Source organism: Mesorhizobium sp. B2-4-2 (assembly GCF_006442845.1).
Taxonomy (GTDB): Bacteria; Pseudomonadota; Alphaproteobacteria; order Rhizobiales; family Rhizobiaceae; genus Mesorhizobium.
Genome location: NZ_VFVM01000012.1, coordinates 109,374 through 136,061, shown reverse-complemented (window position 1 = coordinate 136,061; position 26,688 = coordinate 109,374). Strand labels below are relative to the sequence as shown.

The 26,688-nt window shown below is 62.3% G+C and carries 19 protein-coding genes; 13 read left to right on the top strand and 6 right to left on the bottom strand.

Annotated features, from left to right (window positions below):
* Positions 1–48 precede the first annotated feature (48 nt).
* The 5 genes from FJ942_RS23925 to FJ942_RS23905 all read left to right on the top strand — a co-directional run bounded on the left by FJ942_RS23925 (position 49) and on the right by FJ942_RS23905 (position 13,055).
* Positions 49–9,450, top strand: coding sequence for a DUF5801 repeats-in-toxin domain-containing protein (locus FJ942_RS23925; RefSeq protein WP_348642156.1), 9,402 nt, complete (start codon positions 49–51; stop codon positions 9,448–9,450).
* 26 nt (positions 9,451–9,476) lie between these two features.
* Positions 9,477–9,845 (top strand): hypothetical protein, encoded by a 369-nt coding sequence (locus FJ942_RS23920; RefSeq protein ID WP_140498145.1) that lies wholly within the window; start codon positions 9,477–9,479, stop codon positions 9,843–9,845.
* 453 nt (positions 9,846–10,298) lie between these two features.
* A complete protein-coding gene (locus FJ942_RS23915; RefSeq protein WP_140899135.1) occupies positions 10,299–11,498 on the top strand; it encodes an ABC transporter substrate-binding protein in 1,200 nt (399 codons plus the stop codon).
* Between the two features lie 19 nt (positions 11,499–11,517).
* Positions 11,518–12,204 carry a thermonuclease family protein gene (locus tag FJ942_RS23910; protein ID WP_140899133.1) on the top strand — a complete coding sequence of 229 codons (687 nt, stop codon included), beginning with the start codon at positions 11,518–11,520 and terminating at the stop codon, positions 12,202–12,204.
* Positions 12,205–12,308: 104 nt separating this feature from the next.
* Entirely contained in the window at positions 12,309–13,055 is a 747-nt protein-coding gene (locus tag FJ942_RS23905; RefSeq protein ID WP_140623836.1) for a GGDEF domain-containing protein, read from the top strand.
* 124 nt (positions 13,056–13,179) lie between these two features.
* On the opposite strand, the gene FJ942_RS23900 is transcribed toward FJ942_RS23905, so the two are convergent.
* From FJ942_RS23900 to FJ942_RS23880, 5 genes are all read right to left on the bottom strand, one after another.
* Complete coding sequence (locus FJ942_RS23900) at positions 13,180–13,992, bottom strand: formylmethanofuran dehydrogenase subunit C (protein WP_140665710.1); 813 nt, start codon at positions 13,990–13,992, stop codon at positions 13,180–13,182.
* On the bottom strand, positions 13,989–14,897 hold the full coding sequence (fhcD, locus tag FJ942_RS23895; protein WP_140515165.1) for a formylmethanofuran--tetrahydromethanopterin N-formyltransferase: 909 nt from the start codon (positions 14,895–14,897) through the stop codon (positions 13,989–13,991). Before fhcD ends, FJ942_RS23900 begins: the two co-directional genes overlap by 4 nt.
* Positions 14,885–16,516, bottom strand: coding sequence for a formylmethanofuran dehydrogenase subunit A (locus FJ942_RS23890; RefSeq protein ID WP_140560494.1), 1,632 nt, complete (start codon positions 16,514–16,516; stop codon positions 14,885–14,887). Before FJ942_RS23890 ends, fhcD begins: the two co-directional genes overlap by 13 nt.
* Positions 16,510–17,616 (bottom strand): tungsten formylmethanofuran dehydrogenase, encoded by a 1,107-nt coding sequence (locus FJ942_RS23885; RefSeq protein WP_140899131.1) that lies wholly within the window; start codon positions 17,614–17,616, stop codon positions 16,510–16,512. The genes FJ942_RS23890 and FJ942_RS23885 overlap by 7 nt, the downstream gene beginning before the upstream one ends.
* Positions 17,617–17,734: 118 nt before the next feature.
* A complete protein-coding gene (locus tag FJ942_RS23880) occupies positions 17,735–18,115 on the bottom strand; it encodes a 4a-hydroxytetrahydrobiopterin dehydratase (protein WP_140498164.1) in 381 nt (126 codons plus the stop codon).
* A gap of 156 nt (positions 18,116–18,271) precedes the next feature.
* Between FJ942_RS23880 and FJ942_RS23875 the strand changes: the two genes are divergently transcribed.
* From FJ942_RS23875 to fae, 7 genes are all read left to right on the top strand, one after another.
* Positions 18,272–19,243, top strand: coding sequence for a beta-ribofuranosylaminobenzene 5'-phosphate synthase family protein (locus FJ942_RS23875; RefSeq protein ID WP_140623844.1), 972 nt, complete (start codon positions 18,272–18,274; stop codon positions 19,241–19,243).
* 30 nt (positions 19,244–19,273) lie between these two features.
* Positions 19,274–20,167: an NAD(P)-dependent methylenetetrahydromethanopterin dehydrogenase gene (locus tag FJ942_RS23870; protein WP_140566625.1), complete on the top strand. Its 894-nt coding sequence runs from the start codon at positions 19,274–19,276 to the stop codon at positions 20,165–20,167.
* A 46-nt stretch (positions 20,168–20,213) separates the two neighbouring features.
* Entirely contained in the window at positions 20,214–21,275 is a 1,062-nt protein-coding gene (locus FJ942_RS23865) for an ATP-grasp domain-containing protein (RefSeq protein WP_224655934.1), read from the top strand.
* A complete protein-coding gene (gene mch, locus FJ942_RS23860; protein WP_140515161.1) occupies positions 21,272–22,228 on the top strand; it encodes a methenyltetrahydromethanopterin cyclohydrolase in 957 nt (318 codons plus the stop codon). The genes FJ942_RS23865 and mch overlap by 4 nt, the downstream gene beginning before the upstream one ends.
* A 51-nt stretch (positions 22,229–22,279) precedes the next feature.
* Complete coding sequence (locus FJ942_RS23855) at positions 22,280–23,227, top strand: RimK family alpha-L-glutamate ligase (RefSeq protein ID WP_140515160.1); 948 nt, start codon at positions 22,280–22,282, stop codon at positions 23,225–23,227.
* Positions 23,228–23,239: 12 nt separating this feature from the next.
* Positions 23,240–24,100: a triphosphoribosyl-dephospho-CoA synthase gene (locus FJ942_RS23850; RefSeq protein WP_140515159.1), complete on the top strand. Its 861-nt coding sequence runs from the start codon at positions 23,240–23,242 to the stop codon at positions 24,098–24,100.
* Positions 24,101–24,248: 148 nt separating this feature from the next.
* Positions 24,249–24,755 carry a formaldehyde-activating enzyme gene (fae, locus tag FJ942_RS23845; protein WP_140498176.1) on the top strand — a complete coding sequence of 169 codons (507 nt, stop codon included), beginning with the start codon at positions 24,249–24,251 and terminating at the stop codon, positions 24,753–24,755.
* Between the two features lie 135 nt (positions 24,756–24,890).
* Here the strand turns inward: fae and FJ942_RS23840 are convergent, their stop codons facing one another.
* Positions 24,891–25,682: a HisA/HisF-related TIM barrel protein gene (locus FJ942_RS23840; RefSeq protein ID WP_140515158.1), complete on the bottom strand. Its 792-nt coding sequence runs from the start codon at positions 25,680–25,682 to the stop codon at positions 24,891–24,893.
* Here FJ942_RS23840 and FJ942_RS23835 point away from each other — a divergent pair.
* Complete coding sequence (locus FJ942_RS23835) at positions 25,632–26,678, top strand: hydantoinase/oxoprolinase family protein (protein WP_140685168.1); 1,047 nt, start codon at positions 25,632–25,634, stop codon at positions 26,676–26,678. The genes FJ942_RS23840 and FJ942_RS23835 overlap by 51 nt on opposite strands.
* The last annotated feature ends 10 nt before the right edge of the window (positions 26,679–26,688 follow it).

Here is a 26,688-nt window from a genome sequence, read left to right as displayed (position 1 = left end):
GTCACGGCGACCGACGGCGACGGCGACCACGTCACACAAAGCGCCGACATCTCCCAGACCATCGTCTTCGAGGATGACGGGCCGAAGGCCGTCGGAACCGCCTCGATCACGGCGAATGTCGACGAAGACGGGCTTGCCGGGCACAACCCAGATGCCGGCAGGCCGGGTGAGACGGGAGCGATCGGCCTTTCCGCGACCGTCACGGGCGCTGCCGGCGCGCTGACCGCGCTCGTCGGCTTCGGCGCCGACGGCCCGGGCGCCCAGGCGTTTCATCTTGCCTCGACGGCCGTGCCGGCGGATTCCGGCCTTACGTCGCAGGGCGCGCATGTGCTCATCGTATCCGATGGGAGCACCTTGCATGGTTATGCCGAGGCAGGAAACGGCGCCGGCTTCTCGGCCGGCGACCGCGAGATCTTCCAGCTGACCGTGGGGGCCAACGGCTCCTACGTCTTCACGCTCAAGGATCAGATCGATCATCTGGCGCTGGACGGCCAGGCCGGAGACAATGGTGAAAACCAGCTGACGAGCCCGATCGATCTTTCCTCGTATATCGTCGCGACCGACGGTGACGGCGACTCCATCTCCCTTGGCGCCGGGACCTTCGTGATCCAGGTCCTCGACGACATTCCGGTGCAGACCAGCGCCACCGTCTCCGGCAATGTCGGCGAGGACGCGCTTTTGCTGGCGAACTCGAATGGTCATTCCGTCGGCAATCCCGACGGAGATGGCCTCGGCACGGTCGCGACCGGTTCGCTGAGCTCGCTGGTCTCCGCCGGAGCGGACGAACCCGGTTCCTTCTCGCTGATCCAGAACCCCGCTGGCTTGCCGGCGGCGACATCGAAGGGCGAGGCGATCGTCTACCACGTCGACGGCACGGTGCTGACCGGCTATGTCGAGAGCGGAACACCCGGCCTCGATGCGGGCGACCGCAAAGTCTTCACCCTCGATGTCCAGCCGAACGGCACCTACACCTTCACCTTGCTGGACCAGATCGACCACCTGCCGAACTCCCCCGCCAACGATGACAACCAGAAGCTGGTGCTCGACTTCACACATGCGCTCCAGTTCACCGACGCCGACGGCGACACGATCGCGATCACCGGCGAGACGACGACCACCACAGCCACGACAGGCCTGAGTCTACATTCCGGCCATTACGGCACCTATACCGTGGGCGGCGTTACGTTCGACGGACTAACGTTCAATGGAGCCTTGGCTCACGATTTCAACAATGGCGCCGGGAGCGATTCCTTCAACGTTTCGGGTCAGGGCGTCGGCATCGGCGACAATCATATCCATGACAATGAGGGCTTTATCTTCTCGCGGCCCGGCACCGACGCGGTGAGCTTCACCATCAACGGCAACGGTTCGGGCACAATTTCCTGGGAAGCCTACAATGGCGCCGGCGTGCCGGTTTCCGGCAGCTCCGGTTTCCAGACAGGAACGATGACCGTGCCGGCCGACGGCTCCGTCGTCACGATCGACCCGGCGGGCACGTTCGACCATCTGGTGATCCGCTTCGATCTCGACAGCGGCGACAAGATTCGCGCCGAAAATTTCCTCTATACGTCGACCACCACCACCAGCGGCGGCGTCTTCACCATCGGCATCGAGGACGACATTCCGGTGGCGCTGAACGGCAGCGCCACTCTTCCGACCGTCTACGAAGACACGCTGACCGGCCTGTCGAGCGGAAATTCGGAAGGCGGCAGCCAGCCAACCTCGGTTACTTTTGGGGCATCAGCCTTCGTCCCACTGCTTTCCATCGGCGCTGATGACGACGCGACTTTCTCCTTCAACGTCGAAAAGAATGGAACTCAGGCGGGCGTGTCGTCGGGGGGATCGGCGGTTCATTTCGTTGTGGGTGTCGATGCCGTCGATGGCGTCGCGGCGGACGGTCGCACCGTGTTCACGATTGCGGACAACAACAACGGCACCTTTACGCTGACGCTGCTCGATCACCTCGACCATAGTCTCAATTCCGGCGACAGCGGAACGATGGCGATCGACATCGGCTCGCTCTTCAAGGCGACCGACTTCGACGGCGACAGCGTCAACCTGGCCGGCACGTTGAACATTGTGGTCGAAAATGACAGGCCAGTGATCGTTGCGGCGGAGGCCACCGTGGCGGAAAGCACCGCAGCGGGTTCCACAAACGCATTCAACGCGGCCTCCGCGACCGGCTCGCTGGGAATCTCGTGGGGAGCCGACGACGCCAATCCCAACAGCGGCATTCACGACCGCTCGGTTGCCTTCAATCCGGCGTTGGCCGGCGTCCAGGCTGGCCTGACGTCCAATGGCGATGCCATCACCTACACTCTGTCCAGCAACGACACCGTGCTGACGGCGACCGCCACGCACAACTCGGTCATCCGCACCATCTTCACCGTGTCGATCAACGATCAGACGAACGGCAACTATTCGTTCAACCTGGAAGACAATATCGACCATCCGGCTGGAGCCGACCACAACGACAAGGCCCTGTCCTTCGGCTTCAACGCGACGGATTCGGATGGCGACAGCACGTCGTCCGCCTTCACCGTGCATGTCACCGACGACATTCCGGTCGTCACCAGCCCTGCGGGTACGGGCAATGTGTCGGAGAGCCTGCTGCCCCTGGTACAGCCGACATCAGGCAATCTCAATATCGACTGGAATGCGGACGACAAGGGATCGAGCCATCTCGAATTCGCGCGCGGTCCCGGCAACACTCTCATGGCGCCCGAAGAGCTGACCTCGGGCGGCGTTTCGCTGGACTACACAGTCCGTCTTGCCGCCAACGGCGTCGATGAGGAACTCGTCGCCTTCAAGCAAGGCGACACCGTATCCAATCCCGTCTTCATGGTGACCCTGAACGGCGTGGGCACCCCGACCTTTGTCTTCACCCTCTGGCAGCCGCTTGACCACGACCACACCGGCGGCAGCGACGCCTCGCTGCCGCTCGGCTTCACCATCAAGGCCGTCGACGGCGACGGCGACTCCGTCACCCAGAGCTTTACGGTCAATGTCGCGGACGACGTGCCGGCGGCAGCGATGAATGCACAGGTCCAGCTCGATGACGACGCGCTGGGCGGCAATCCCGATGGCACCGGCGATGTCACTCCCGACACAGCCCACACATCCGGTACGCTCGGCCACACCTACGGCGCCGACGGCGCCGGTACGACGCTGCTCACCGGCGCAACGCTGCCGGTTGCGGGCGGGTTCTCGGTGACCTCGAACTCGGGAACCGACCTGATCATCAGCCAGATGCAGAACAACGTCGTCGTCGATGTGCTGAAGGTGCATCTGGCCGACACCACATCCGGCGCCTACACGGTCACGCAGCTTCATGCGATCGAGCACCCTGCCGGCGACGACGAGAACAATCTGCAGTTCGGGGTCAACTACACCGTCACGGACGGCGACCACGACACGGCCACCGGCACGCTGTCGATCGATGTCGACGACGACACGCCGACGGCGAGTGTGAGTGCCTCGCAAAACGTCGCCGAGGGCACAACGGTCACCGGCGTGCTGGACTTCGTCGCCGGCGCCGATGGTGCCACGGTGACGCAGATCAACGGCAAGACCCTGGTGTTCGGCGCCGATGGCTACTCGCAGCCAATCGTCTTCGAGCACGGCACGATGGCGGTCATGGCGAATGGCAGCTACACATTCACCGCGCAAGGCGACGACGTCTATCTTACTGGAGGCACCGCAACCGGCACCTTCACCGTAAAGGATGGCGACGGCGATACGTCGACCGCCAACTTCGGCTTTGCGATAAACGACACCACCAACGACACGACGGTCAACCTTAGCGCCTCGACGGTGTCGGAAGGAGCGGTGGCCAACTACGTCTTCACGGCAACACTGTCGAACGCCTCCCAGGGCGTGACCTTGATCACAACCGACCAGGGCGACATCACGATCGCGAACGGCCAGACCACCGGTACGCTGACGATTGCCTCGGGCAATGACGAGGACGTCTATCTCGACGCGTCGAGCCGGACCGCGACCATCATCAACACCAGCGGTGGCAATTTCGAGCATCTCGTGGTCGGCGCCGCAACGGCGACGGCGCAGGTGACCGACACTACAAACACGGTGACGGCGACGCTCACGTCCTCAACAATCCCGGTCTCGGAAAATGGCGGCTCGATCCTTTATACGGTGACGCTGACCGGCACTCCTGGTTCGGTCGCACCGACCGCACCACTGACCTTCACGCTGGCCAATGGCGAGACAGTGACAGTCGCCACCGGCGCTACAACAGGATCCGTGACCCACACCTACACGGACGCCCAGATCACCGACCAGGCGAATATTTCCAATTCGATCGCGTCGGTGCAGTCGGGGGGCAGCGAATACGAGCATCTGGTCACGGCGGGCTCGACCACCGTCGACGTCAACTACTTGACGACGCTTACCGGTCTGACGCTGCAAGCTTCGGGCGGGGATACGTTCGTCGATGAAAAGGGCCTGGATATCCGTAGCGGCGAACCTGCGGGATCTGGCGAAAACGACAACAATCCGGCTACCAATGTCGATCCGTCGGAAAGCAACACCGGCGCCTTCGGTTTCACATCGCCCGACGGCTTGGTCACGCTGACGATCGGGACCACAGCGCTGACCTTGGCAGAGTTACAGGCCGCCTCGCCCGGAGCGCCGGTGACCATCTTGGGCGGCCCGGCCTACGGATTGCTCCAGGTGACAAGCTTTGTCGGAGACGCGACCGGCGGCACGGTGACCTACAAGTTCACCTTGCTCGACAATGTCACTCATCCGAATACAACGGCGGATGCGACGCCCGGTGACCGTGGCCTCCAGGACCAGGTGTTTGCGAACTACGGTGTTGTCGTTACAGACACCGACGGCAGCAGCACCACCTCTTCGCTCGACATCGCGATACGCGATGATGGCCCAACGGCCCACAATGACACCGATTCCTTCGGCACTGGCATCATAGGCAGCTCGATCCTCGGCAATGTGATAGACGGCGCCGGCACCAACGAAGGTCTGCACGGCACCGGTATCGACACCCTGGGTGCCGACGGCGCCAAGATCAGCGGCGTCACTGGCTCTGGTGGATCGGACACCGATGTGACTGGCGGCGGCTTCGTCGTCAGCGGCCAATTCGGCACGCTGGCTCTGCAGGAAGACGGCAGCTACGTCTATACCCGTGTCTCCGGCCTGGCCGGCAGCGACGTGTTCACCTACACGCTGAAGGACGGCGACGGCGACACCTCGACCGCGACGCTGACCGTCGGGCTCGACAGCACCGGTCAGCCGACCGCCACCTCGTCGAGCATCGTGGTCGACGAAGACGATCTTGCCGCGGGCGTCCACAACACCAATAGCACGGGCGACGATACGACTTCGAACCCCGCGGACATATCGCTCGGCAGCTATGGGCCGGACGGGCATGGCTCGCTCAGCTTCGACGTTGCCAATGGCGACATCGTCATGGACGGCGCTTTCACAGTGAAGCATGACGGCGTCGCGCTCCACTATTACTACGACACGGCCTCACACACCTTGTACGGCACGACCGACACGTCCGGCGCGACGGCCGCAGCCAACCACGCCGCCTTCAAGATCGAGGTCAACCAGACAGCGGCGACCTATAACTTCACGCTGCTGCAGGAGGTCGATCACCCGCAAGGCGGCGGCGAGAACGACATCAATCTTTCGCTTGGGTACACCATCACCGACTCCAACGGCGACCACGCCAACGGCACGGTCGGCATCAAGATCGACGACGATATGCCGACTGTCGCAGCGGATACCGCGACGGCCGTGGCTGGCACCAAGCCGACCATGAACGCGATCCTTGTGCTCGACTTCTCGCAGAGCATGAACGATACCGTCCCGGGCACGGGGCAAACGCGCCTCGCGCTGATGAAGTCGGCCGTGGCGGATTTCCTCGCGAGCAACGACGTCACGTTCACGCAGATCACGGTTTATACCTTCGGAATCAGCGGCAGCTTCATCGGGCAGTATTCGGATCCGGCAGCGGCGGCTTCGGCCATTGCGGCGATCAACTCGACCTCGGCCGGCACCAACTACGCGAGCGCCGTGAGTCTGGTCAGCGGCACGACGGGCAATGGTTACGCCAATCTTAGCCATCCCGCGGCGGACCAGACCAATCTGTACTTCCTGACCGACGGTGACCCGACTGGCGGCACCCACCTGACCTCGGCGCAGCAGACGGCATGGACCAACTTCCTCAACGACAGCGGGAACGACCCGGACTATCCCGCGGTCAATCACGTCTATGCCGTCGGCTTCAGCGATATCAATAATACGAGCTTCCTTGACGAAGTCGCGCAGCGTAACCAAGACAGCACGCAGATCGTCAAGGATCCGACCATATTGTCGGCCACGCTGTCGGCTTCGTTACCTGGTGAGGTAAACGGCAATCTCCTCGGCAACGACCATTTCGGCGCCGATGGCGGGCATGTCTATTCCATCACGGTCAATGGTACGACCTACACTTGGAACGGTGCGACGGGGGCGGGCTCGCAAATCACAGAGGCCGGTGCGATCACCGGCACAATCACCGGCCAGACGACGGTGACGGGCATTGCCACGGCAATTGGTGGACATTTCTCATTCCATTTCGACACCGGCGCATGGACCTATACCAGCCCGACCAATGTCGCCTCGAATACGACCGAGAGCCTTAACTACACATTGGTGGATGGCGACGGCGACAAGGCGAGCTCGAGCTTGACGGTCAATGTGGTGGTGCCGGCGCATCCGGAAACAAACGCTGTTTCAGCCAGCGGCGCGGAGGACGCATTGGATGTTGCGGTCACGCTGGCAGGCTCCGACAGCGATGGAACGGTGACTTCTTTCAAGATCACCAGCCTGCCGACCAATGGCACTCTCTATCTGGATGCCGCACATACCCAGGCGATCGCGCTCAATGGGTCTGTGCCGGCCGGTACATCGACGATCCACTTCGTCCCTACCGCCAACTACAATGGGCAGGTCACGTTCCAGTATGCCGCGGTTGACAATGACAGCTTGCAGGACAGCACCCCGGCGACGGCCACGATCACTGTGACGCCGGTGAACGACGCGCCGACGGCGGCGACTGACCCGATAGCCTACGCCGCCATTGCGCAGACGAGCCTCACCCTTTCGGGCACGGGATTGTCTATCGGTGACGTCGACGCAGGCAGCGGTTCGATGACGGTGACCCTGTCGGTCACCGAGGGCACGCTGTCAGGGTCGGCCGGCAACAGTGGTGCGACGGTCTCCGGCAACGGGTCGTCAACATTGACGATCACCGGCACCGTGACGCAGATCAACAATCTGCTCGGAGGTGTGGACACAGGTTCTGGCTCAGCCGGGTCGATCACCTACGTCGACAATCTGGCTTCGACAGCCACACTGACGCTCACCGTGCATGACAACGGCAACACTGGTGGCGGAGATCTCAGCGCCAGCGACACGGCGACGATCAGCATCGCTCCTCTGAACCATGCGCCCGTGGCAGCTGATCTGACAGTGGTGTCAAACTACGGTGGGGGAGCATTCGCCGTGGCGGACGCTGCCTTCCTGGCGTTTGCATCCGATCCAGATGGGAACATGCTTAGCATCACCGGCGCATCTGCACAGAACGGATTCACGACTCTCAATCACAACTCTGGCCAGATCAATATAAACGACAACAACAACGCCGGTGGGACCTTTACCTATACAGTGAGCGATGGATCGCTGACCGATACGGGTACAGTCACCTACCAGCAGGACACAGATGGCACCGTATCGGGAACCAGCGGCAGGGACATCGTCGTTGGCAACGATAGTGCGAGCACGCTGGACGGTGCAGGCGGCAGCGACGTCATCCTCGGCGGCTCTGCCGGTGACACGATCATCGCGGATCAGGTCGATCTGTTGATCAACGGCGGCGGCGGGACGGATACCTTGAGTGTCAACGCGAACTTCACCAGTTCGAGCGACGCTCAGCTTGTCAATATCGAGAATGTGACACTAGCAGCAGCGGCAACCCTCAACCTGTCCAACCAGACAGAGGGCTTCAAGATCATCGGCTCTTCGGGCATCGATACGATCGTCGGTGGTGCAGGCGCAGATACCATCAACGCACGTGGCGGTAATGACACCCTTACAGGCGATGGCGGGGCGGATCAGTTCCGACTAGCGACGAACACAGGAACAGATACCATTACCGACTTCCAAGCCGGAATCGACAAGATTGGCTTCCTCGAAGGCACAGGAGCCGGTGCTGTCAACTTCGGCATCTCAGGAACAGCGGCGGGACAACCCCTTACCAACAGTGATGGCAATTTTACCGCCCGATCGAGCATCGGTGCTATCGATACTACCGACGACAATCAGCTGGTGCTGATTACCTCTTCGACCGGCCAGACATCAGCTCAAATCGCTGCCGCAACTGCCGCTGCTACAAACACCTATATGGCTGTTTTCAATTCGACCCTCGGCGTCGGACAGATTTGGCATGACACAGACTGGAGCACCACTGGGAGCCGAGTTCTTGTAGCGACGTTGAATGGTGTTACCGCTGCGCAGATGGCAGGCCTGCAGGCCTCCGACTTCGTTGTCTACAACAGCGCTACCGACCCCATTGTCCTCGATCTGAACCACAACGGCTTCACCTTCTCCGACCTCAGCCACGGCGTCCAGTTTGACATCAATGGCGATGGGGCGAAGGACCAGGTCGCCTGGAACACCTCGAATGACGGCATGCTGGCGGTGGATCTCAACCATGACGGCAAGATCGACGACGGCACCGAGCTGTTCACGCCGAGCTTCGGCGGCGGCAAGTTCGCCAGCGGGGCGGCGGCACTCGCCTCGCTCGACGGCAATCATGACGGCGTCATCGATCACAATGACGCCGCCTTCGACAGCCTGCTGATCTGGAAGGACGCCAATACCAACGGCGCCAGCGATGCCGGGGAATTGTCGCACCTCACGGATAACGGTATCGTCTCGATCAGCACGGCGGCCAGCCCCGCCGTGGGCGAAATCGACGGGCAGACCGTGACAGGCAACGGCACGTTCCAGATGGCCGACGGCACCACCGGCAACTATGTCGAGGTCGAACTCGACACCTCGCTCGGTGCCCCCGCACAGCCAACCGTCGCCTCCGACGGCACGAAGACCTTCGCCATCGGCTCTCTCGAGGTGACCGACCTGATCGCCGACTTCCATGACGGGGCCAAGGGCGACCAGATCGATCTTACGGCATTGCTGAAGGGCCTGGCCGGCGTCACCGATCTCGAAGCCGGCGGCTTCGTGGAGATCGCGCAGTCCTCGGCCAACGCGGCGAACGCCGAGGTCAAGGTCGACACCAATGGCGGCGGCGACAACTATCACACGGTGGCGGTGCTGGAGAACTATACGTTCCACAGTGCGGCCGAAGCAGTCAAAATACTCTATGACGACAGCCATGGTACCAAGCAGGACGTGGCCTAAGGGCAAAAGGAAACGGGGTGAGCAACATGAACAGAATCTTGCGGGTGGCTTTTGGGGCCGGTCTGCTGTCGATCTTGTCGACGGGCCTCAATGCCGCCGACATCATCGAAGGACCCACGGGCGATTATTGCGGTGTCGTCGGCACCTCCAACCTGGTGCTGAACGACAACATCGTCGATCTCAGGGATCAGGTGGTGAAGCTGATGGACGAGTCGGTCGCCGTCGCAAACAGCTCGGAATGGATCAATTCGTCCCGGCCGGTTTTCGTCTGGGCCTCGGAAGCCAAGGTCGCCTGCGGCATGGCTTACGGCTATCTGAAGACGAACTACAAGGACGAAGACACGCTCAACAAATGCGAGTGTTTCCACGATCGCATGGTCGAGTACATGCACTGACCGGATAGGCAACCTGCGCCTGTTGGCCACCATGGCAGCGGACGGATCAACTCCTGAAGGCGATCGCCGCAACGATCGCCCTGGCCGGCATTGGCCAAGTCGTCACGCTGGCTTGCGCCGACCGGCTGGAGCAGCCTCCCATGGCACAACCTCCGTCGTCCGGCTCGGCGCAGCCGATCCCATTGTGACGCAACCGCAGTGTGGTATGCGACAGACATTCAAGGCGTTCGCGAGCTATCAGCCGACCGTGCCGTTGCCGATGGCGACGTTCGGCGTTTCCGCGTTTTCGTCGGACCGCGATACCTTCTCAGGGCAAGCGCGACGGGTCGGGGCGCTGAGGGCCCGGCTCTTCGGCGGCTGAAGAAAAACAGGACGGCACGACCAGTTCGCCGTAACATGCGTCGGAGACCAGACCGGGAATAATAAGCCGGCGGTGAACAGGGTGGGACAATCATGGAAGCTGGCCGACGGGTCCGTGGGCTGAAGATTTGGGCAACCGCCTTCGCGCTCGCCGCGGTATTGTCGGGCTGCCAGTCGAAGGGGGGCGTTACCGAAGCGCTCGATCCGGCGGCGATTGCCGCGCCTGCCGGGCAGGACGGCGCCCCGGCCGCCGGCCCGGCCCAGGCAACCCAGTCGATGGGTGCCGGTTCGACGAAAATTACCATGCTATTGCCATTATCCGCCCCGGGAACGGCGGGGGAAAATGGCCGCAAGATGCTCGATGGCGCCAAGCTCGCGATGACCGATATCGGCAATGGATTGCTTACGCTGACGGTGGAGGACACCAGGGGCGACAACGCACAGGCCGGCAAATTGGCGCTGCAAGCCCTGACGACCGGCACGAAAGTCGTCATCGGGCCGACCGAACTGCCGGCAGCCCAGCATATCGCCACATTGTCGGGATCGAAGCGGCCGCCCGTGCTGGCGCTTGCCGACAATTTCGCGGGCGGCGCCGGTGTTTATGCCGTGCGCCTCAGCGAAGCGGACAGTGCGGCGGCGGGCGCTGCGGGCATCTCCGCAAAAGGCGGAAAAAAATTCGTATTGTTTGTCGCGGGTGGCTCGAATGCCAGCACGGTCGAGAAGCGGGTCGCCAACAGTCTCAGCATCTATGGCGCGACGCTCGCCGTCACCGTTCCATATTCGGCCGGCGACGGCGCCGCCAAGGCGGTCGACGAAATGGCCTCGCTCGTGGACACTCCCGACGCGGTCATCATTGCCAGCGGCGATGCCAGCCCGTCGCCGATACTTGCCGCTCTCAAATCAAAGGGCATTGCGGGCAAGGCGACCTCCGTCGTCGGAACCAGCCGTTGGCTGGAGCATCCCATGGAACCATCGTTCGAGGGAGCCTATATCGCAACGCTCGATCCGGGCGAAACCGGGCCGATCGCCGATCGCTTCAGGACGACATACAATTATCCCGCCGACGTCAACGTAGCCTACGCTTATGATATGGTTGCGCTGACTGCAGGAATTGCCAGCGCGGTCGGACCTGACGGTTTCAGCAAACAGGTGCTCGAAAATCCGAGTGGATTTCGCGGATCGACCGGCCTGTTCCGCTTTCGCGCCGATGGATCCAGCCAAAGATCGATGCCATTCTATCGGATAGAAAAGGGTGCGCTCAAACTGGTTGCCAAATCGACCTCGGGGTTCTGACCGTCCGGTAACGAACGCTGTGCTGGCCCGCCTGGTCATTACGGTCGGAGGCCTCGAGCTGCTGTTCGGGATTGCCCTGATCATGCATGCCGGAGCCTTGATTGCGACCGACAGGCCTGCCCTTGGGACTCGTGTCGAGAATGCCGGGCAACCAGCCCGGTCGCAGACGACTGTTCTCGACGGAAGATGGCGAGAAGCGCGCAGGGTTGCCGAGGGCATTGTCGCGCTGCCGTCGATTGACCTGCCCGAGATCGAGCGGATCGAAGCCCGGCCGCCGCTCGGCGACCTCGGCCTCGCCGTGCCCCCTAAAACGCCCATGCCAGATGACTGGCGCGAAACCCTGCTCTTCCGGCCAATGGCAACGTCATCGGCGACTTTCGAATCCATGGGACGCAAAGTGGCCGTCAGTGGTGTGGCCAGCATAGAACCGGAAGCCACCTGCTCGTTTCACGATGTCGCTTGGTCCTGCGGCCAGCGCGCACGCGCCGCCTTCAACTCCTGGCTGCGTGGGCGCGCGCTGAAGTGCTTCATGCCGCCGGAGATCGAACGTTTTGCCATTGCCGCGCCGTGTAGCCTTGGCAAGCAGGATGTCGGCGCCTGGCTTGTGTCCAACGGCTGGGCGATCGCGCTGCCCACCGGCATCTATGGCAAGGCGCAAGCAGTCGCCGAGGACGCGGAGGTGGGAGTTTTCGGCCCGCCGCGATAGGCGAAATCGATTCACGATTCGCACATCGATCAAATTGTATGGTTTGCCGCAACTGAAATTGCGCATGCCGGCGCTATGCTCGCCGATCTGACAGGAGATTGGTAATGGCACAAGCCGAAACGACCGCCACCGAGCCGGTATGGAAGGGTGTCGCGTGGCTCGCCTTCCTGGGGACCGTTGGCAGCCTTGCCCTCTCAGTGGGCCTCAATTACCTGCTGTTGTTCAGCGATGTCTTGACGCCGTTCGGGCGCAGCATGGTCACTGCGGTGCTGCTGCCTCTGATCATCGGTCTGCCGCTTTTCGTATTGATCGGCTTGAAGCAGGCCCAGATCCGCGGCTACCGGCGGGAGCTCAACAGGGCCGAGACCTATGACAGGGTGACAGGCTGCCTGAACGGCCCGGTTTTCACCTCGATGGTCGAGCGGCGCGCGGCCAGGCCGTCAGCGCCAGGGCCGCGCTCGGGCGCCTTCCTGGTGATTCATGCCGAACACCTTCGCTCCATAAATCTTCGCTTCGGCCCAGATTGGGGCGATGAGGCCTTGCGGCTCGTCGCATCGGCCATTCAGTCTTCGGTCCGCAAGGAGGATATGGTAGGTCGCATAGGAACATCGATGTTCGGAGTCTTTCTTCCAGGTACGACCGAAGCGGAGGCCGCGGAAATTGGCGAGCGCATTCGGGCAAGCGTCGCGCGGGTCTATTTCGCGCCCAAGGGGACCGAGGACGTTCTGGCGATCAGCCTGGGAAGCACCGTGTTTGAAACCGAGCTTGGATTCGAGGACATGTTTCGCTCAGCGGAAGCGCAATTATCCGCCCGCGCATCCGCCGAAACGCGCCCTACAGGTCTCCAGTAGGCCGCTTTAACCTTGGCGAAGCCAATAACTGGCGGCAAATCGACGTTTGGACACATTCCTAAAGCTCAGCGAGCAGGGCCGATCGACAGGCACAAGCACTTGATCGATCTCGTTGCCGGAAACCTCATCGGCGCGGAAAGAGAACCTCGCCCATTCCAAGCACCGCGTTGTCGCCGCCATATTTATGTGGTGCGCTCCCCAGCAGCGGCCGTTTCAAAATGCCTTCGGCGATCAGATGACGATCGATGATGGTGGCAAAAACGCTCTCGGGCGCGCCACACTCGACGAAGCTCGGCGACAGATGTCCTGGCGCGCGATCAAGAAGGATCGAACCGCGACGCATCAGGTAGCCGGGCATTTCACCGATGCCACCGGCTACCACCAGCGTGCCCGCGATCATGCGGCTGCCGGCATAGTCGCCCGAGCCTTTCAGCACCGAGATCAGACCGCGCCGCATCCGGTCTGCGGCGAAGGCGCCCGCCCTGCCCCTGACGATCAGCACGCCGCCATTCATGCCGGCCAGTTCGCCGACGAGCGGCGCACCAAGGTGATCGCCGGCATTGCCTATTATCTCCAGCCTGCCGCCGCGCATGCCAGAGCCGGCGTGCGGCCCCGCATTGCCTTCGATCGTCAGCTTGCCGCCGCGCATGGCGCGCCCGGCCTGCGCGCCAGTATTGCCGATCACGCGAACCGATCCACCTCCCATGCCTTGCGCCACCCGGTCGAGGCGCGCGCTTCCTCCTTCGAAGACGATGCTTAGCGGATCGCTGCCGGCGAGGCGAAAAATGTCGCCCACCTTCGATCCGTGCTTCGACATGCCGATCCGGATTTTTTCGATATCCCGTCTTTCGCTCCCAGCAAGCCGCTCCGGCGTCAGCGGCGACAGGTCGAGGCGCTCAGGCGGTTCGGCAACAAGAGTGAAGGTCAGCGCCTTCATGGCAACATATCCTTCAGCGAATAGATGAACTTACCGAGCTTGCCGCCGTAATTGCCGGCGCCGATGCGAACCGCGCCTTTCTTCGGTCCGATCTGGATGACGGCCTTGATGCCGGCCTTCATCGCCGCGGCAACGGCATCATTGGTCTCACCATCAATGACGATTTCCAGGACGGCGTTGATATCGGGGCCGAGCTCACTCGCAACCACACCGCGCAGTGTCGGCGCGTAGGCTTCGTTGGCCGAGGCGATCATGCCCTTGTATTTGCCACCTATCTTGGAACCCGAACGGGCGATGCCGCCCGGGAACGGCACGATGGCACCGGGCACCATTCCGATCGCGGCGACCGCGGCCTCGGCCGCGACCAATGCGTTGGCGCTGCTTTCGGCCATGACAAAGAAATTGCCGCCGCCGACGGCTTCCTTCGTCAGTCCGGTTGTTGCCTCGCAGAGGAATTCACCATCCATGACGGGAATGCGCCAGAAATGCCTGTCGCCGATCTTCTTGGAGATTTGCCAGCCGTCGCCGAAATAACGCAGTGCCGAACCGAGCTTGAGCTTAGCGCTGCCCTCCAGCCCGGCAAAGCAGGCGGAGCCCGGCGAAGTCAAAACACACTGCCCGACGCGATTGAGCAGTTGCTTCTGCAATTCATCGGTTCCCATCGCGAAGATCATCACGCGGCAGCCGGGCCGGCCATCCGGGGTGGCTGACGGCGGCAGGTCGGCATCGATTGCCGCTTCGCAGCCGCAACCGATTACCGAGGTGGCGAAGCCGGTCATCGTGATCGCCGCCTGCCGTGCCCATTTCCGGTTCGGCGCGGTGATGATGATGGCGGTTGCCCGCATCCCAAAGGCTTCGGCAAAAGTATCGTCGATCGTTACGCCATTTACGCTCACGTTCGGCATGGCACCTCGCCGAATGGCTGTTCACGCGCAATCGCGGAATCCGGGAAATTGAACCAATCTAAGGACAGGCCGTAGCGCTGCTGGTGATAGTCCTCCAGACGCCGCACCATCGCCTTGTCCACAGGTGGATTAAGCCTGAGGGCCTTGCCCCAGCGGTAATGGATGATCTCCCCGTCCTGCACGACGAGATCGCCATCCTTGAAAACATATGCCGCCTGTCCGAGCATTTTCGCGATACTTTCGTTCCTGCGATAGACAGCAATATCGGCTATCGCGCCGGCGCCGAGATGGCCTCGATCCGTCAACCCAAGCAGCCTGGCCGGCGCTGCGCGCGTCATGATGGCTATTTCCTCGAACGTGTATTCGCGGTCGATTGCGGACAGGGTAGAGTGCGCTAAGGCGGATCGTGAAAGTCCAGCGGCCATTTCGGTGCGTGCTTCCCGCCTCATCAGCAGCTCGAACAGAGCCGGATAAGCGGTAAAGGGTGCACCGTTGGGGTGATCGGTGGTGAAGAACACACGCCAGGGATCGTCGATCAGGAGAAAAAGCTCGAGCCCGATCGCCCACTGCATCGTGCCATAAAAGTCCTTGCCATAGCTGTAGGGCACGATGCCGCCGCCATTGCCATCCCCGTCATGAATGACGGTCTTTTTCGGATGTGCGCTGCCCCGCGCCGAGAACTGCCGCATGACGTCGGAGGAGACCGTGACCGTCTGACCGAACATCACCTGACCGATATCGATGGTGACTTCCGGCGTCGTGTTGACCAGTTCGGCAAGCCGCGCGGCAGCGGAGGAAAATCTTCGCTTTCCTTCCGTGCCATAGCCATAGAACTGGAGGTGGGCAAGGTGCAGCGGCTGCCCATCCGCCGCCGCAATCGTCGCGGCCGCCGTGTCCGCAGATCCGGGAATGCCCAGATTGTTGCAATGGACATGCAAAGGATGCGGCAGGCCAAGATTGTCGACGGCGGCCTGCAGCGTCTTGACGATGTTGCGCGAGCTGACGCCGTAGGAAGGCACCACATCGTCCAGCGCGAACGTGCGTGCGTTTTCCTTGAAGGCGGCCGCTGCACCGGCGTTGATCACCTTGACCCCGAGCGCTCGCGTCGAGGCGACCGTCCAGGCGACATAGTCCTCGATCATTTGAGGTGTGGCGGCGTCACGGATCATTGACAGCAGGAAGTCGTCGTTGCCGAGAATGGCGAGCGTCGCCTTGTCGATGATCGGGATGTCGGCCAGCTCGAGATGGGTGTGGAGTGCAGATCCCGGCGACATCGCCGGTTCGACGACCGTCGTGAAGCCCATCTTGGCGTAGAGACAGCCGGTCTGGAAGGTCGACCAGCCGGCATTGGAGAGCGGCGTGGTCGCCGGTCGGGCCTGATGGGCGGCATGCTGTTCGGGCAAGAGAAGCCGCGCGGTATTCACGTTACCGCCGCCAATGTGGGAGTGGATGTCGATGGCGCCCGCCATCACGATGCAGCCGGCGGCTTCGATGGTCCGGTCGGCCACCCCCTCAGCCGGCGCCGCGACGATCTTGCCGTCCTTGATCCACAGGTCGCCCTTGCCGAGACGGCTGTTGACGGGGTCGACGATGTCGCCGTTGGCAATTTTCGTCAGCATGGCAATGCCTCGGCGAAAACCCGACTGGCGACCAGGCGAATGATCGTCGCGGCGGAGGGCAATTTCGAAGCAACGCGGGTATCAGTCGACTTCAGCGAGCCGGTACGGCTGGAATAGACAACCGCATCGTGATCGACTCCAGCTTCGCCAATGGCGATGGTGACCGCGGCGCCTGCGACCGGCTCTTCCGTTTTAGCCAGCGCAATCAGTGCCATGCGTCCCCTTTTTCTCGGGAGTTGGGCAACCGTGGCGGAGATCCGCAGGTGCAGGTCGGCTTCGCCGGCGGCGATCATGCGCGCCACATCGTAACGCCAGGGATCGAATTCCGGGAAGCCCCGCGCAAAGCCCGTGCGCAATGGAAAACCTGTCATCCAGGTCGAGGCGAGCACGCTTCCCCACCCGTTTTCGCTCGCGGGCAGATGAAGACCAGATGCACGTGATTTGCGATTGAGATCGGCGATCAGCCCCTGCAGCATCTCCAACGCCAACCCATCGGTGGCGTGGCCTGAAAACAGGAACACGGGAAAGTGCGCAGCCGCCAGAGCCTTGGCGAAATCGTTGAAGTTCGACACCGGTCGCGATGTTTGCCGCCCCTTGTACTGCGCCCTCAGCGCCGCCAGCGTGGCGCCGAGGCTAGCCTGGCCACAGGAAAGGAGCGTTGCCTTGCGCCCGTTTTTCAACGGCGGCGCGGACACCCCGTTCGATCCCACCAGGAAGAACTCGCGCTCAATCCCGGTCGAGAGATCGGGCCTGGTCGAGAGATCGGGAACCGTGCCAGCGAGTTCGGCAACAAGATCATGATGGATTTGTGCGAGTTCGCCCACGATCACCACGATATCGGCACGCCGGCGCGTCTCCCCAGGGGCGACGGTCATCGCGCCCCTGTCGGTAAAAAGCAGGGTCTCTCGGGCAAGTGCCGCGCCGTCGGTGTGATCGTATGCCGCGCCAAGCCGCTCGGCCAGCGCGATCGCCGCCCTCGTGCCGTGTATGTCCGTATCAAAGCTGAAAACCGGGCACCGGCTTGACGATAACAGCGACGCGGCATGCGCAGCCGCGCGCTCGACCAGCGCTTCCCGGTTGCCTATCCAAGCAACCGCCATTCGCTACACTACTTTCTGGTGCCGGCCCGATCCTAGACGAAACTGGATTGGCCGTGAACCCCGCTTGCCAGCAGATTAACGAATGTTTTCATACGCTATCAACAAACTCCGACCGCGCTTAATCATATTTGATGTAAGCGAAGCGTTGATCGGTCGCCGGAGTTCCCTCCAGCGCTCCGCCTTCCTTGGCCGGCTGCCACTGGACAACGTCCTCGATCTTTCTCGCCAACTCGAAGTCCTTGTCGGTGATACCCTTCGCCGCGTGGTTCATCAGGCGTACCTCGACCCAGGCATAGGAAGCGGTGATATCGGGATGGTGCCACGCCGCCTCGGCGAGATGGCCAACCGTGTTGATGACCATCAGCGTCGACTTCCAGCTGTGGGTCTTGTATTTGCGCCGTATCCAGCCGTTTTCGTAGCGCCATTTCGGCAACTCCTTCTCAAGCCGGTCGGCAATCTCGGCGTCCGAATAGACCTTCTCCTTGACCGTTTCGCTCATCTCGACCTCCCCGAATTGCTCGGTCCGTCAACACGACAGGCAAAGCAGAAACATGAATGCACTCTCTTTGGCTTGCTCCCTCGACGAAAACAGTTATCATCGTGGCGGGCACCTAAACTTCCATGATGCATCCATGATGCACCCATCGGGGGGCAGATGTCGAATTTTGTTACCGTACGAGTGCCCGCTCGCCTTCACCTTGGCTTCCTCGATCTCAATGGCGATGCCGGACGTCGCTTTGGCAGCGTTGGGCTTCCGTTGAGTGAACCCGAAACCGTTGTCACCCTGTCGCGGTCCGGCGAGACCATAGTCGAAGGTTCCGAGAGCGTTCGCGCCGGTGAGCACTTGTCGACGCTCTGCAGGCATCTCGGCATTCGCGGCCAGCACCATTTGGTGATCGAACAGTCGATCCCGAGTCACGCCGGCCTTGGGTCCGGCACGCAGATCGCCCTTGCCGTCGCCTCGGCACTGCGAACGCTCCACAACCTGCCTCTCGATGTCGCCGGCGACGCGACCCTGCTCGAACGAGGCGGCCGATCTGGAATCGGCATCGCAAGTTTCGAAGACGGCGGCGTGATTGTCGACGCGGGCAAGGACGAGCGTGGCGGACCGCCTCCGGTCGTGGCGCGGCTGCCGTTTCCCGAAGAATGGCGCGTCATCCTCATCCTCGACCATGCCGGGCATGGACTGCATGGCGAGGCAGAGGTCGCGGCGTTCCGTTCACTGCCACCCTTCCCGACGGCGGGCAGCGGCGAGATCTGCCGGAGGGTACTGATGGGTATCATGCCGGCCTTGGTCGAGCGCGATCTTGCGGCATTCGGCGCTGCCGTCACCGCGATACAGATGCTGATCGGCAGCCATTTCGCTCCGGCGCAGGGCGGTGTGTTCACCTCAAAGCGGGTCGAGATGGTCGCTCACCGTCTCAATAAAGCGGGCGCCGTCGGGATCGGCCAGAGTTCCTGGGGACCCGCAGGGTTTGCCTTCGCGCCGTCGCATGACGCCGCGCTCAAATTCGTCGGCGCGGTTCAGAAGACAGCCGTTGAAGACGGCCTTCAGATCAAGATCGTCAAAGGCAGGAACTCCGGCGCGAAGATCAGTTCGACCGGACTCGGTCTCGTCGGCAGCTGACGCTTCAGATTCCAAGCAGAAAGGCGAGAAATGGCCCGCAAACATATCCTGCATATGCTGACGCCGTTGAAGCACATGAGCCCGTTCGACGTGAACATGGCGCTCGACGCTGGCTTCGATAGCGTGGTCCCCTATGTCGATGTCGACCTTGGTGAGGTGACAGGCCTGGTTCAGGACGCGATCTTTTCGCGCCCGCCGGATGCGGGGGTCGATACCGGCATCTTTATCGCCGGGAAGGATGCTTCGTTGGCGCTCGACATGTTCGATGCCGCGAAGAAGGCGATGGTGCCGCCTTTCCAGGTTTCGGTATTTGCCGACCCCGCCGGCTCGTTCACCACGGCCGCGGCGATGGTGGCCAAGGTCGAAAAGGCGTTGGAGAAGAAATTCGAGCGCGGGCTGAAGGACACGAGGGTGGCTGTTTTCGGCGCCACCGGCGTGGTTGGCTTCTGCACCGCCGTCATCGCGGCAAGGGAGGGCGCCCGCGTCACGCTTGTCGGCCATGACGGCATCGAAAGGGTGAAGCAGATCGCTGCCGAGATCAAAAGCCGATTCAAGATCGGTGTCGATGCGGCTGACGGATCGAGCGATGCCCGGAAAGCCGATCTGGTCGAAGCAAGTGAGGTCATATTGGCTTGTGCGAAAGCCGGCGTCCAGGTGGTTTCAAAGGCCCAGTTGAGAGGAAGCGGCTTGCTTATCGCCGCCGACGTCAACGCGGTCCCGCCCGCAGGCATCGAAGGATTGGCCGTCAATGCCAATGGCGACCCGCTAGAAGCGGCAAAGGTCGTCGGGATTGGCCCGCTTGCCATCGGCAACGTCAAATATAAGGTCGAGTCTGGCCTTTTCAAAAGAATGATCGAATCCGAAAAAACGATCGCGCTCGATTTCCAGGAAGCGTTTTCCCTTGCACGCGAGATTGCCAAATAGCGCCAGATCTCTGCTGATCGCGGCGATTTCAGGCCGGGCATTGGCCATGGCTGCGCGGCGTGCGGGCTATCGTCCGTTGGTCGCTGATTTCTTCTGCGATACCGATACGGTTGCGCTGGCAGAACGAACGACCAAGCTGCCGGGCAACCTACAGGACGGCATCGACGGCGAGCGCATCATCGAGACGCTTCGGGACCTGGTCGGCGAAGACCAGCCGGTCGCCGTCGTCCTGGGCTCGGGTTTTGAGCGGATGACGGAGACTGTCGACGCCGTCGCTCGCCATTTTCCGCTTGCCGGCAATCGCGGCGCGGCGATCAGCAGGATCAAGGACCCGCAATTGCTGGCCGCGGATTGTGCCGAACTCGGCATCCCACATCCGGAATTCCGGTGGGATCGACCGCCTGAGCCAGACAGCTGGGTGGCCAAGACCGTGGGCGGCGCCGGGGGTGGACATATCAGACAGGCGGCCGGAGAAAGCCAGACCACCGGCCGCTATTTCCAGCGTTTCGTCGCCGGACGCAGCATCTCGGCCCTGTTCGTCGGCGACGGCCAGGCCGCGCGCATCGTCGGCTTCAGCCAACAATGGACTTCCCCCGTCTCCACGGCGCCCTACCGCTATGGCGGGGCCGTGCGGCTGAGACGCTTCGACCGCAGGCAGGCGGCGGTCATCGGCGGCTGGCTTTCAGCCCTGACGCGCCGTGCCGGCCTGGTTGGATTGTGCAGCGCCGATCTCATTCGCGGATCGGATGGCTACAAGCTCATCGAGATCAATCCGCGGCCAGGCGCCACGCTGGACATTTTTGACGAGGCCGACGCGCCGCTGATCGAAGCACATCTGCGAGCTGCAACCGGCGGAACTTACCGTTTGCCACGCTTCGTCGATTCGATGGCTTCAATGGTGACCTACGCCGCGACGCCAATCGCGCGGTTTCCGTCGATTGCGTGGCCCGAATGGACCGCTGACCATCAGTCGCCCGGCACCCCTCTGATTGCCGGCGACCCCGTCTGCACCGTCTTCGCGCGCGGTCCGAACGCCGATTTGACCAGGCGGCTCATCAAGGGGCAAGCCCGCCGGTTGCAACTCCAATGGGAAGGAGACCGGACATGAAAGACGGTTCGGCATTCCTGAACGACAATGCACAGCGCATCGCTGACGGCATGATCAGCGACGCCGAACGGCTGCGGATCGCCGCTTCCAAGGGAACCTTGGGCGAGCTCCTTATCGATGTCGGCGCCAAGGCGCCCGGCAGCGTCGAGGCCGGGCTGCGCATGGCGGAGGCGGCGATGGGCGGTCTCGGCAGCGTGTCGGTGTTTATGGACCGCACGGAGCGGAAATGGCCGTTCACCGTCGAGGTGCGCTCGTCGCAGCCGGTACTAGCCTGCCTAGGCAGTCAATATGCGGGCTGGAACCTGTCTGCCCAGGACTATTTCGCCATGGGATCGGGACCGGCGCGGGCACTCGCCCGCGTCGAACCCCTGTTCGACGCGCTTTCCTATCGAGACACCGCATCGTCCGCCGTGCTTATCCTGGAGACTGCCAAACCGCCTCCCCCAGCAATCGTCGAGAAAGTGAGCAAGGCAACCGGACTGGCAACCGACAAGCTCACCTTCCTCTACGCGCCGACGCAAAGCCTTGCCGGCAGCCTGCAGATCGTTGCGCGCGCGCTCGAGGTTGCCCTGCACAAGGCCAACGATCTCAAATTTCCGCTGGAGAACGTTGTCGACGGCATCGGAGCGGCGCCAATCCCCGCCCCCCACCCGGATTTCCTGACCGCCATGGGCAGAACGAACGATGCCATCATCTATGGCGGCAGCGTCCAGCTCTTCGTAAAAGGGTCGGCAAAAGAGGCCAGCAACCTCGCGGAGAAACTTCCGAGCCGCGCCTCACGGGACTACGGTCAACCCTTTGCCGAGATCTTCAAGCGGTTCAAGGGGGATTTCTATGCCATCGATCCACTGTTGTTCAGCCCGGCCGAAGTGATCGTGACGGCGATCGAAACCGGCGACACGTTTCGCGCTGGCCGGCGTGATCCAAAGATGCTCGAACGGAGCCTCGGTTAGCATGGCGGCACAAAGAGACCCGTCCGTCATCCGCCACATCCGAGGCACCACATGATCCCTCGCATCCTGATCGTCAGCGACAATTCGGACACCGGCTCAAGTGGCCTCGCGGCAAGGCTTGGTCGACGGGGCGCTATTGTTGCAACCGTGCCGCTGGCGGCGATCGCGTTCGACACCGGCAGCCCGGGCGGACTTTCGATCCCCGGTTTCGGCGGTGCGCTGCCCGATGCCGTGCTCGTCCGTTCGATCGCCGCAGGATCGTTCGAAGCGATCACCCGGCGCCTCGGGGTACTGCACGCGCTGAGCCGGCTGTCGGTTCCCGTGTGGAATTCGGCGCAGGCGGTCGAACGCTGCGTCGACAAGTCGATGACGACTTTCCTCTTGAAAAATGCTGGCCTGCCAACGCCACCGACATTCGCCGTCGAAGGACTTGCCGCCGCCAAGGAGATCGCGGCGCAGGAGCTTCGGGAGGGACCGCTGGTGCTGAAACCATTGTTCGGGGCGCAAGGCCGCGGGATAAGGCTGATCCGTACGCTCTCCGACCTTCCCGCCGCAGACGAGGTGAACAGCGTCTACTATCTCCAGCACTATGTGTCGCGCGCCGGCCCGCCCTTCCGGGATTTCCGCGTTTTTGTCTGCGCCGGCGAAACAGTCGCGATGATGAGCCGCAGCAGCGACGACTGGATCACGAACGTCAACCGGGGTGGCGTGCCGGAGCCGGTTTCGGGACCTGGCAAGGCTGAGCTGGCATCGCTGGCTGTCGCCGCGTCAGCCGCCGTCGGCGCGGATTTCGCCGGCGTGGACATCGTGCGAGCCGACGATGGCAGCTTGTTCGTACTCGAGGTGAACAGCATGCCCGCCTGGTCAGGACTGCAATCGGTGGTCGCTGTGAACATCGCCGAGGCGATCGCCGATGCCCTGCTGAAATTCCTGGCCGACCGCACCGAAGCGACCGCCGCGCCGCGGCCCTTCCGTTTCACCGCGCCGGCGAATTCGTAACGGAGCGGCAGGATGGCGTTATCGCGTGAACGCCTCCGGGCTAGCTACAAGGATGCCTGCCGGATGGAGATCGAAGCTCTGAAGCCGGGCAATGTCCACCTGTTCGCCGACGGACACGGCATGTCCGCCGCCCAGTTCATGATGAGTGCCGAGGTTTCGTCCGAGCCGCTGACCGATCCTCGCCTCTCGGTCGGGCAGCGCATGCTGGAGGCGGTGCGTGCGACACGCCTGGCGGTAGCAACCAACACCAATCTCGGCATCGTCCTCCTGGCGGGGCCTCTGATAGGCGCCGCCGAAATGAGGAGTGGCAGCTTGCAGGACAATCTCGACTCGCTGCTGCGCGCGTTGAGCATGGACGATACCAGGGCAGTGTTCGAGGCGATCGCCATGGCAGCGCCAGGCGGCCTGGGAGATGCCGCGAATGATGTGCGGCAGGAGCCGAAGGTTCATCTCTTGGAAGCAATGCGGGAGGCTGCCGACCGCGATATGATCGCCCGCCAGTATGACACCTGTTTCGGCGACGTGTTCGGGGTAGGGCTGGCCGCGCTGGTAGGGGCGCTAGCTCGCGGAGAAAGCGGCATGTGGCCGACCGTGTTCGCCTATATGGCGTTTCTCGCAGGCTTCCCCGACAGTCACGTGGTGCGCAATCACGGAATTGAAGTCGCAAATCAGGTGCGACAGGACGCTCTTTCCGTTCAGGCGACGCTCCATGCCAACGGCGACGAGCCGTCACGCATTCGCCTGCTCATGGAGTTCGACCGCCGGCTGAAGGCGGACAAAGTAAACCCCGGCACCTCGGCCGATCTGACCGTGGCTACTCTTTTAGTCCACACTCTAGGCACTCGCTTGCATAATCGCGGCGTTGGTGCTTGACTTCCAAAAGCGGGAGCTGTGCTTCCGCGGCTATCTAGCCAACCGGTCCGGGCAATCCGGGCGCTGCCAACAAGGATAGCTGTCCATCGAGCGCCTGCTCGGTTGCAGCGTCCGTGGACATCATAATTGTGTCTTGGAGGAAATTGGCATGGCAAAAATCTCGAAGGTAATGGTCGGTGAATCGCTGGTCGGGGACGGCAACGAAGTCGCGCATGTCGACCTGCTCATCGGGCCGCGAGGGAGCGCAGTCGAAACGGCATTTTGCAACGCGCTCACCAACAACAAGGACGGTTTTACCTCGCTTTTGGCGGTGATCGCGCCCAATCTTCAATGCAAGCCCAATACGGTGATGTTCAACAAGGTCACGATCAAGGGCGCCAAGCAGGCTGTACAGATGTTCGGCCCGGCGCAGCACGCCGTTGCAAAGGCAGTGCAGGACAGCGTCGCGGACGGGACAATTCCGGCAAACGAAGCGGACGACGTGTTCATTTGCGTTGGCGTATTCATCCATTGGGACGCGGCCGACGACGCCAAGATCCAGAAATACAACTACGAGGCGACAAAGGAGGCCATCCAGCGCGCTATCGCAGGAACCCCGACCGCCGCCGAAGCCACCGCTCAGCGCGACAACGTCAAGCATCCGTTCGCGGCCTAGACAAGAGACAGCCCCGCACAGGAAAAGCCATCTTCCGAAACGGATGGTCTGTTGCGCCGGCTGAAAAGGGTTCTGGGCTTTTGAAGCGACACTCCCGAAGGGCGCCCGCCTTTCGGGGGTGAGGAGCAACTGTGATCAGGCGCCGAACGACGCCAGGTGACTAGGTGTGAGCGTGGCGTTGTGCAGTGAGGTTGCGACCAGCGCTGCGGCGATGCCCATCGCTGACAATGCGTGGATATCGTTGTCATCGCGGACGCCGCCGGCCGCGATGACCGCGCGACTTCCCGCCTTGGCCTTGACCTCCTCCAGCCGCCTGAAGTCCGGGCCGGCGGCCGCACCGACTTTGGCCAGCGTCATGACGATCACCTTTTGCGGCCAAAGCTCGGGCTCAGCGAGAAGAGAACGCGGTCCGCAAAAATCATCGCCAAGGAAATCAAGGGACAGGATGAGATCGGGATGATCGCGAAAATGCCGGAGCAGCACATCGTCCTGCTGCGATTCGGAGCCCAACACGGGGTGCACCGAACGTTCAGCAAGCGCCGCCGAAAGTGTTTTCCTGTCTGCTACGCCGGCATCGACCCAGAGCTCAGGCGGCTGCGTCATCGCCCTCAGCCGGGCAAGTGCGTCGCTGTTTGGAGTACCGCCTCCGATGGCGTCCAGATCGGCGATGTAGAAGGTCGAAAAGGGATAAAGCGTGCGCAACCCTTCGGCGACGGCGAGGACATCGGAACTTCGGCTGAGCGGGGTAACGATCGGCCGGTAGCGATCGCGTTTTCCTTGCTGGGCGCGAACGACCTCGCCGCCTTTCAAGTCGAGAACCGGAATGATGCGCAACGTTTTTCTCGCCGACCAACTGCTGTCATGAAAGCTTGAAGTGTGGAAAAAAGAAAGAGCATCATTGCGGGCTTCGACATTGGCGGCGCGCATCTGAAGGTGACGCGCGCGCAAGGCGGCCGCATCGTCGGCGCGGTAACGATCGCCACGCCGCTCTGGCAAGGGTTGCACAGCCTGACCTCGGCCCTCGACGAAACAGCTCCGATCTATGCGGAAGCCGATCTCAACGCGTTCACCATGACGGGCGAACTGTCGGACATCTTTGCGTCCCGCGATATCGGCGTGACGACGCTGCTGGATCAGATTTCCAACCGTTTTCCCACAGGCGAAAAGCTGATCTATGCCGGATCATCCGGCTTTGTCGAGGTCGAGCAGGCAGCGCGGCTGAGCACCGATGTCGCCTCCGCCAACTGGCACGCGACAGCCTCTTTGGTGGCAAAATTGGCCGGCGATGCCCTGTTCGTCGACATGGGCTCCACCACCACCGACATTATCGCCATAAAGGACGGCGCCGTCGTCAATGAGGGCTACACCGATGCCGGACGGCTTCTGACTGGTGAATTGGTCTATACGGGATTTACCAGGACATTTCTGTTCGGTGTAGCCTCGTCTGTTCCGGTCCATCGAAGGCTGACGCCATTGATGAACGAGTATTTCGCCTCGATCGCCGACGCGCACCGGATCCTGGGCGTGCTCGATGAGGAGGACGACATGCACCCTTCCGCCGACGGCAAGGAAAAGACCGTCCACGGCTCAATCGCGCGACTGGCGCGCATGGTCGGGCGCGACGCCGCTGAACTTTCGCCGCCGGAATGGGGTGAAGTCGCACGCTGGTTCAGCGAGCAGCAATTGCGGAAAATCCACGACGCAGCATCCCTGGTTGCCTGGGGTCTTGCTCAAGATGTTCCGATCGTCGGCGCCGGAACGGGCCGCTGGCAGATCAGGCGGCTGGCCGAGCGCATGGAACGTCGCTTTGTCGATTTCGCCGACATCGTCCCCGCCCATGACGCTGTTCGCGGTGAGGCCAGCCGCGCCGCACCAGCATCGGCGGTGGCGCTGCTGGCTGGATATCGATCACAAGCAGCGTAGCGGCGCTCGC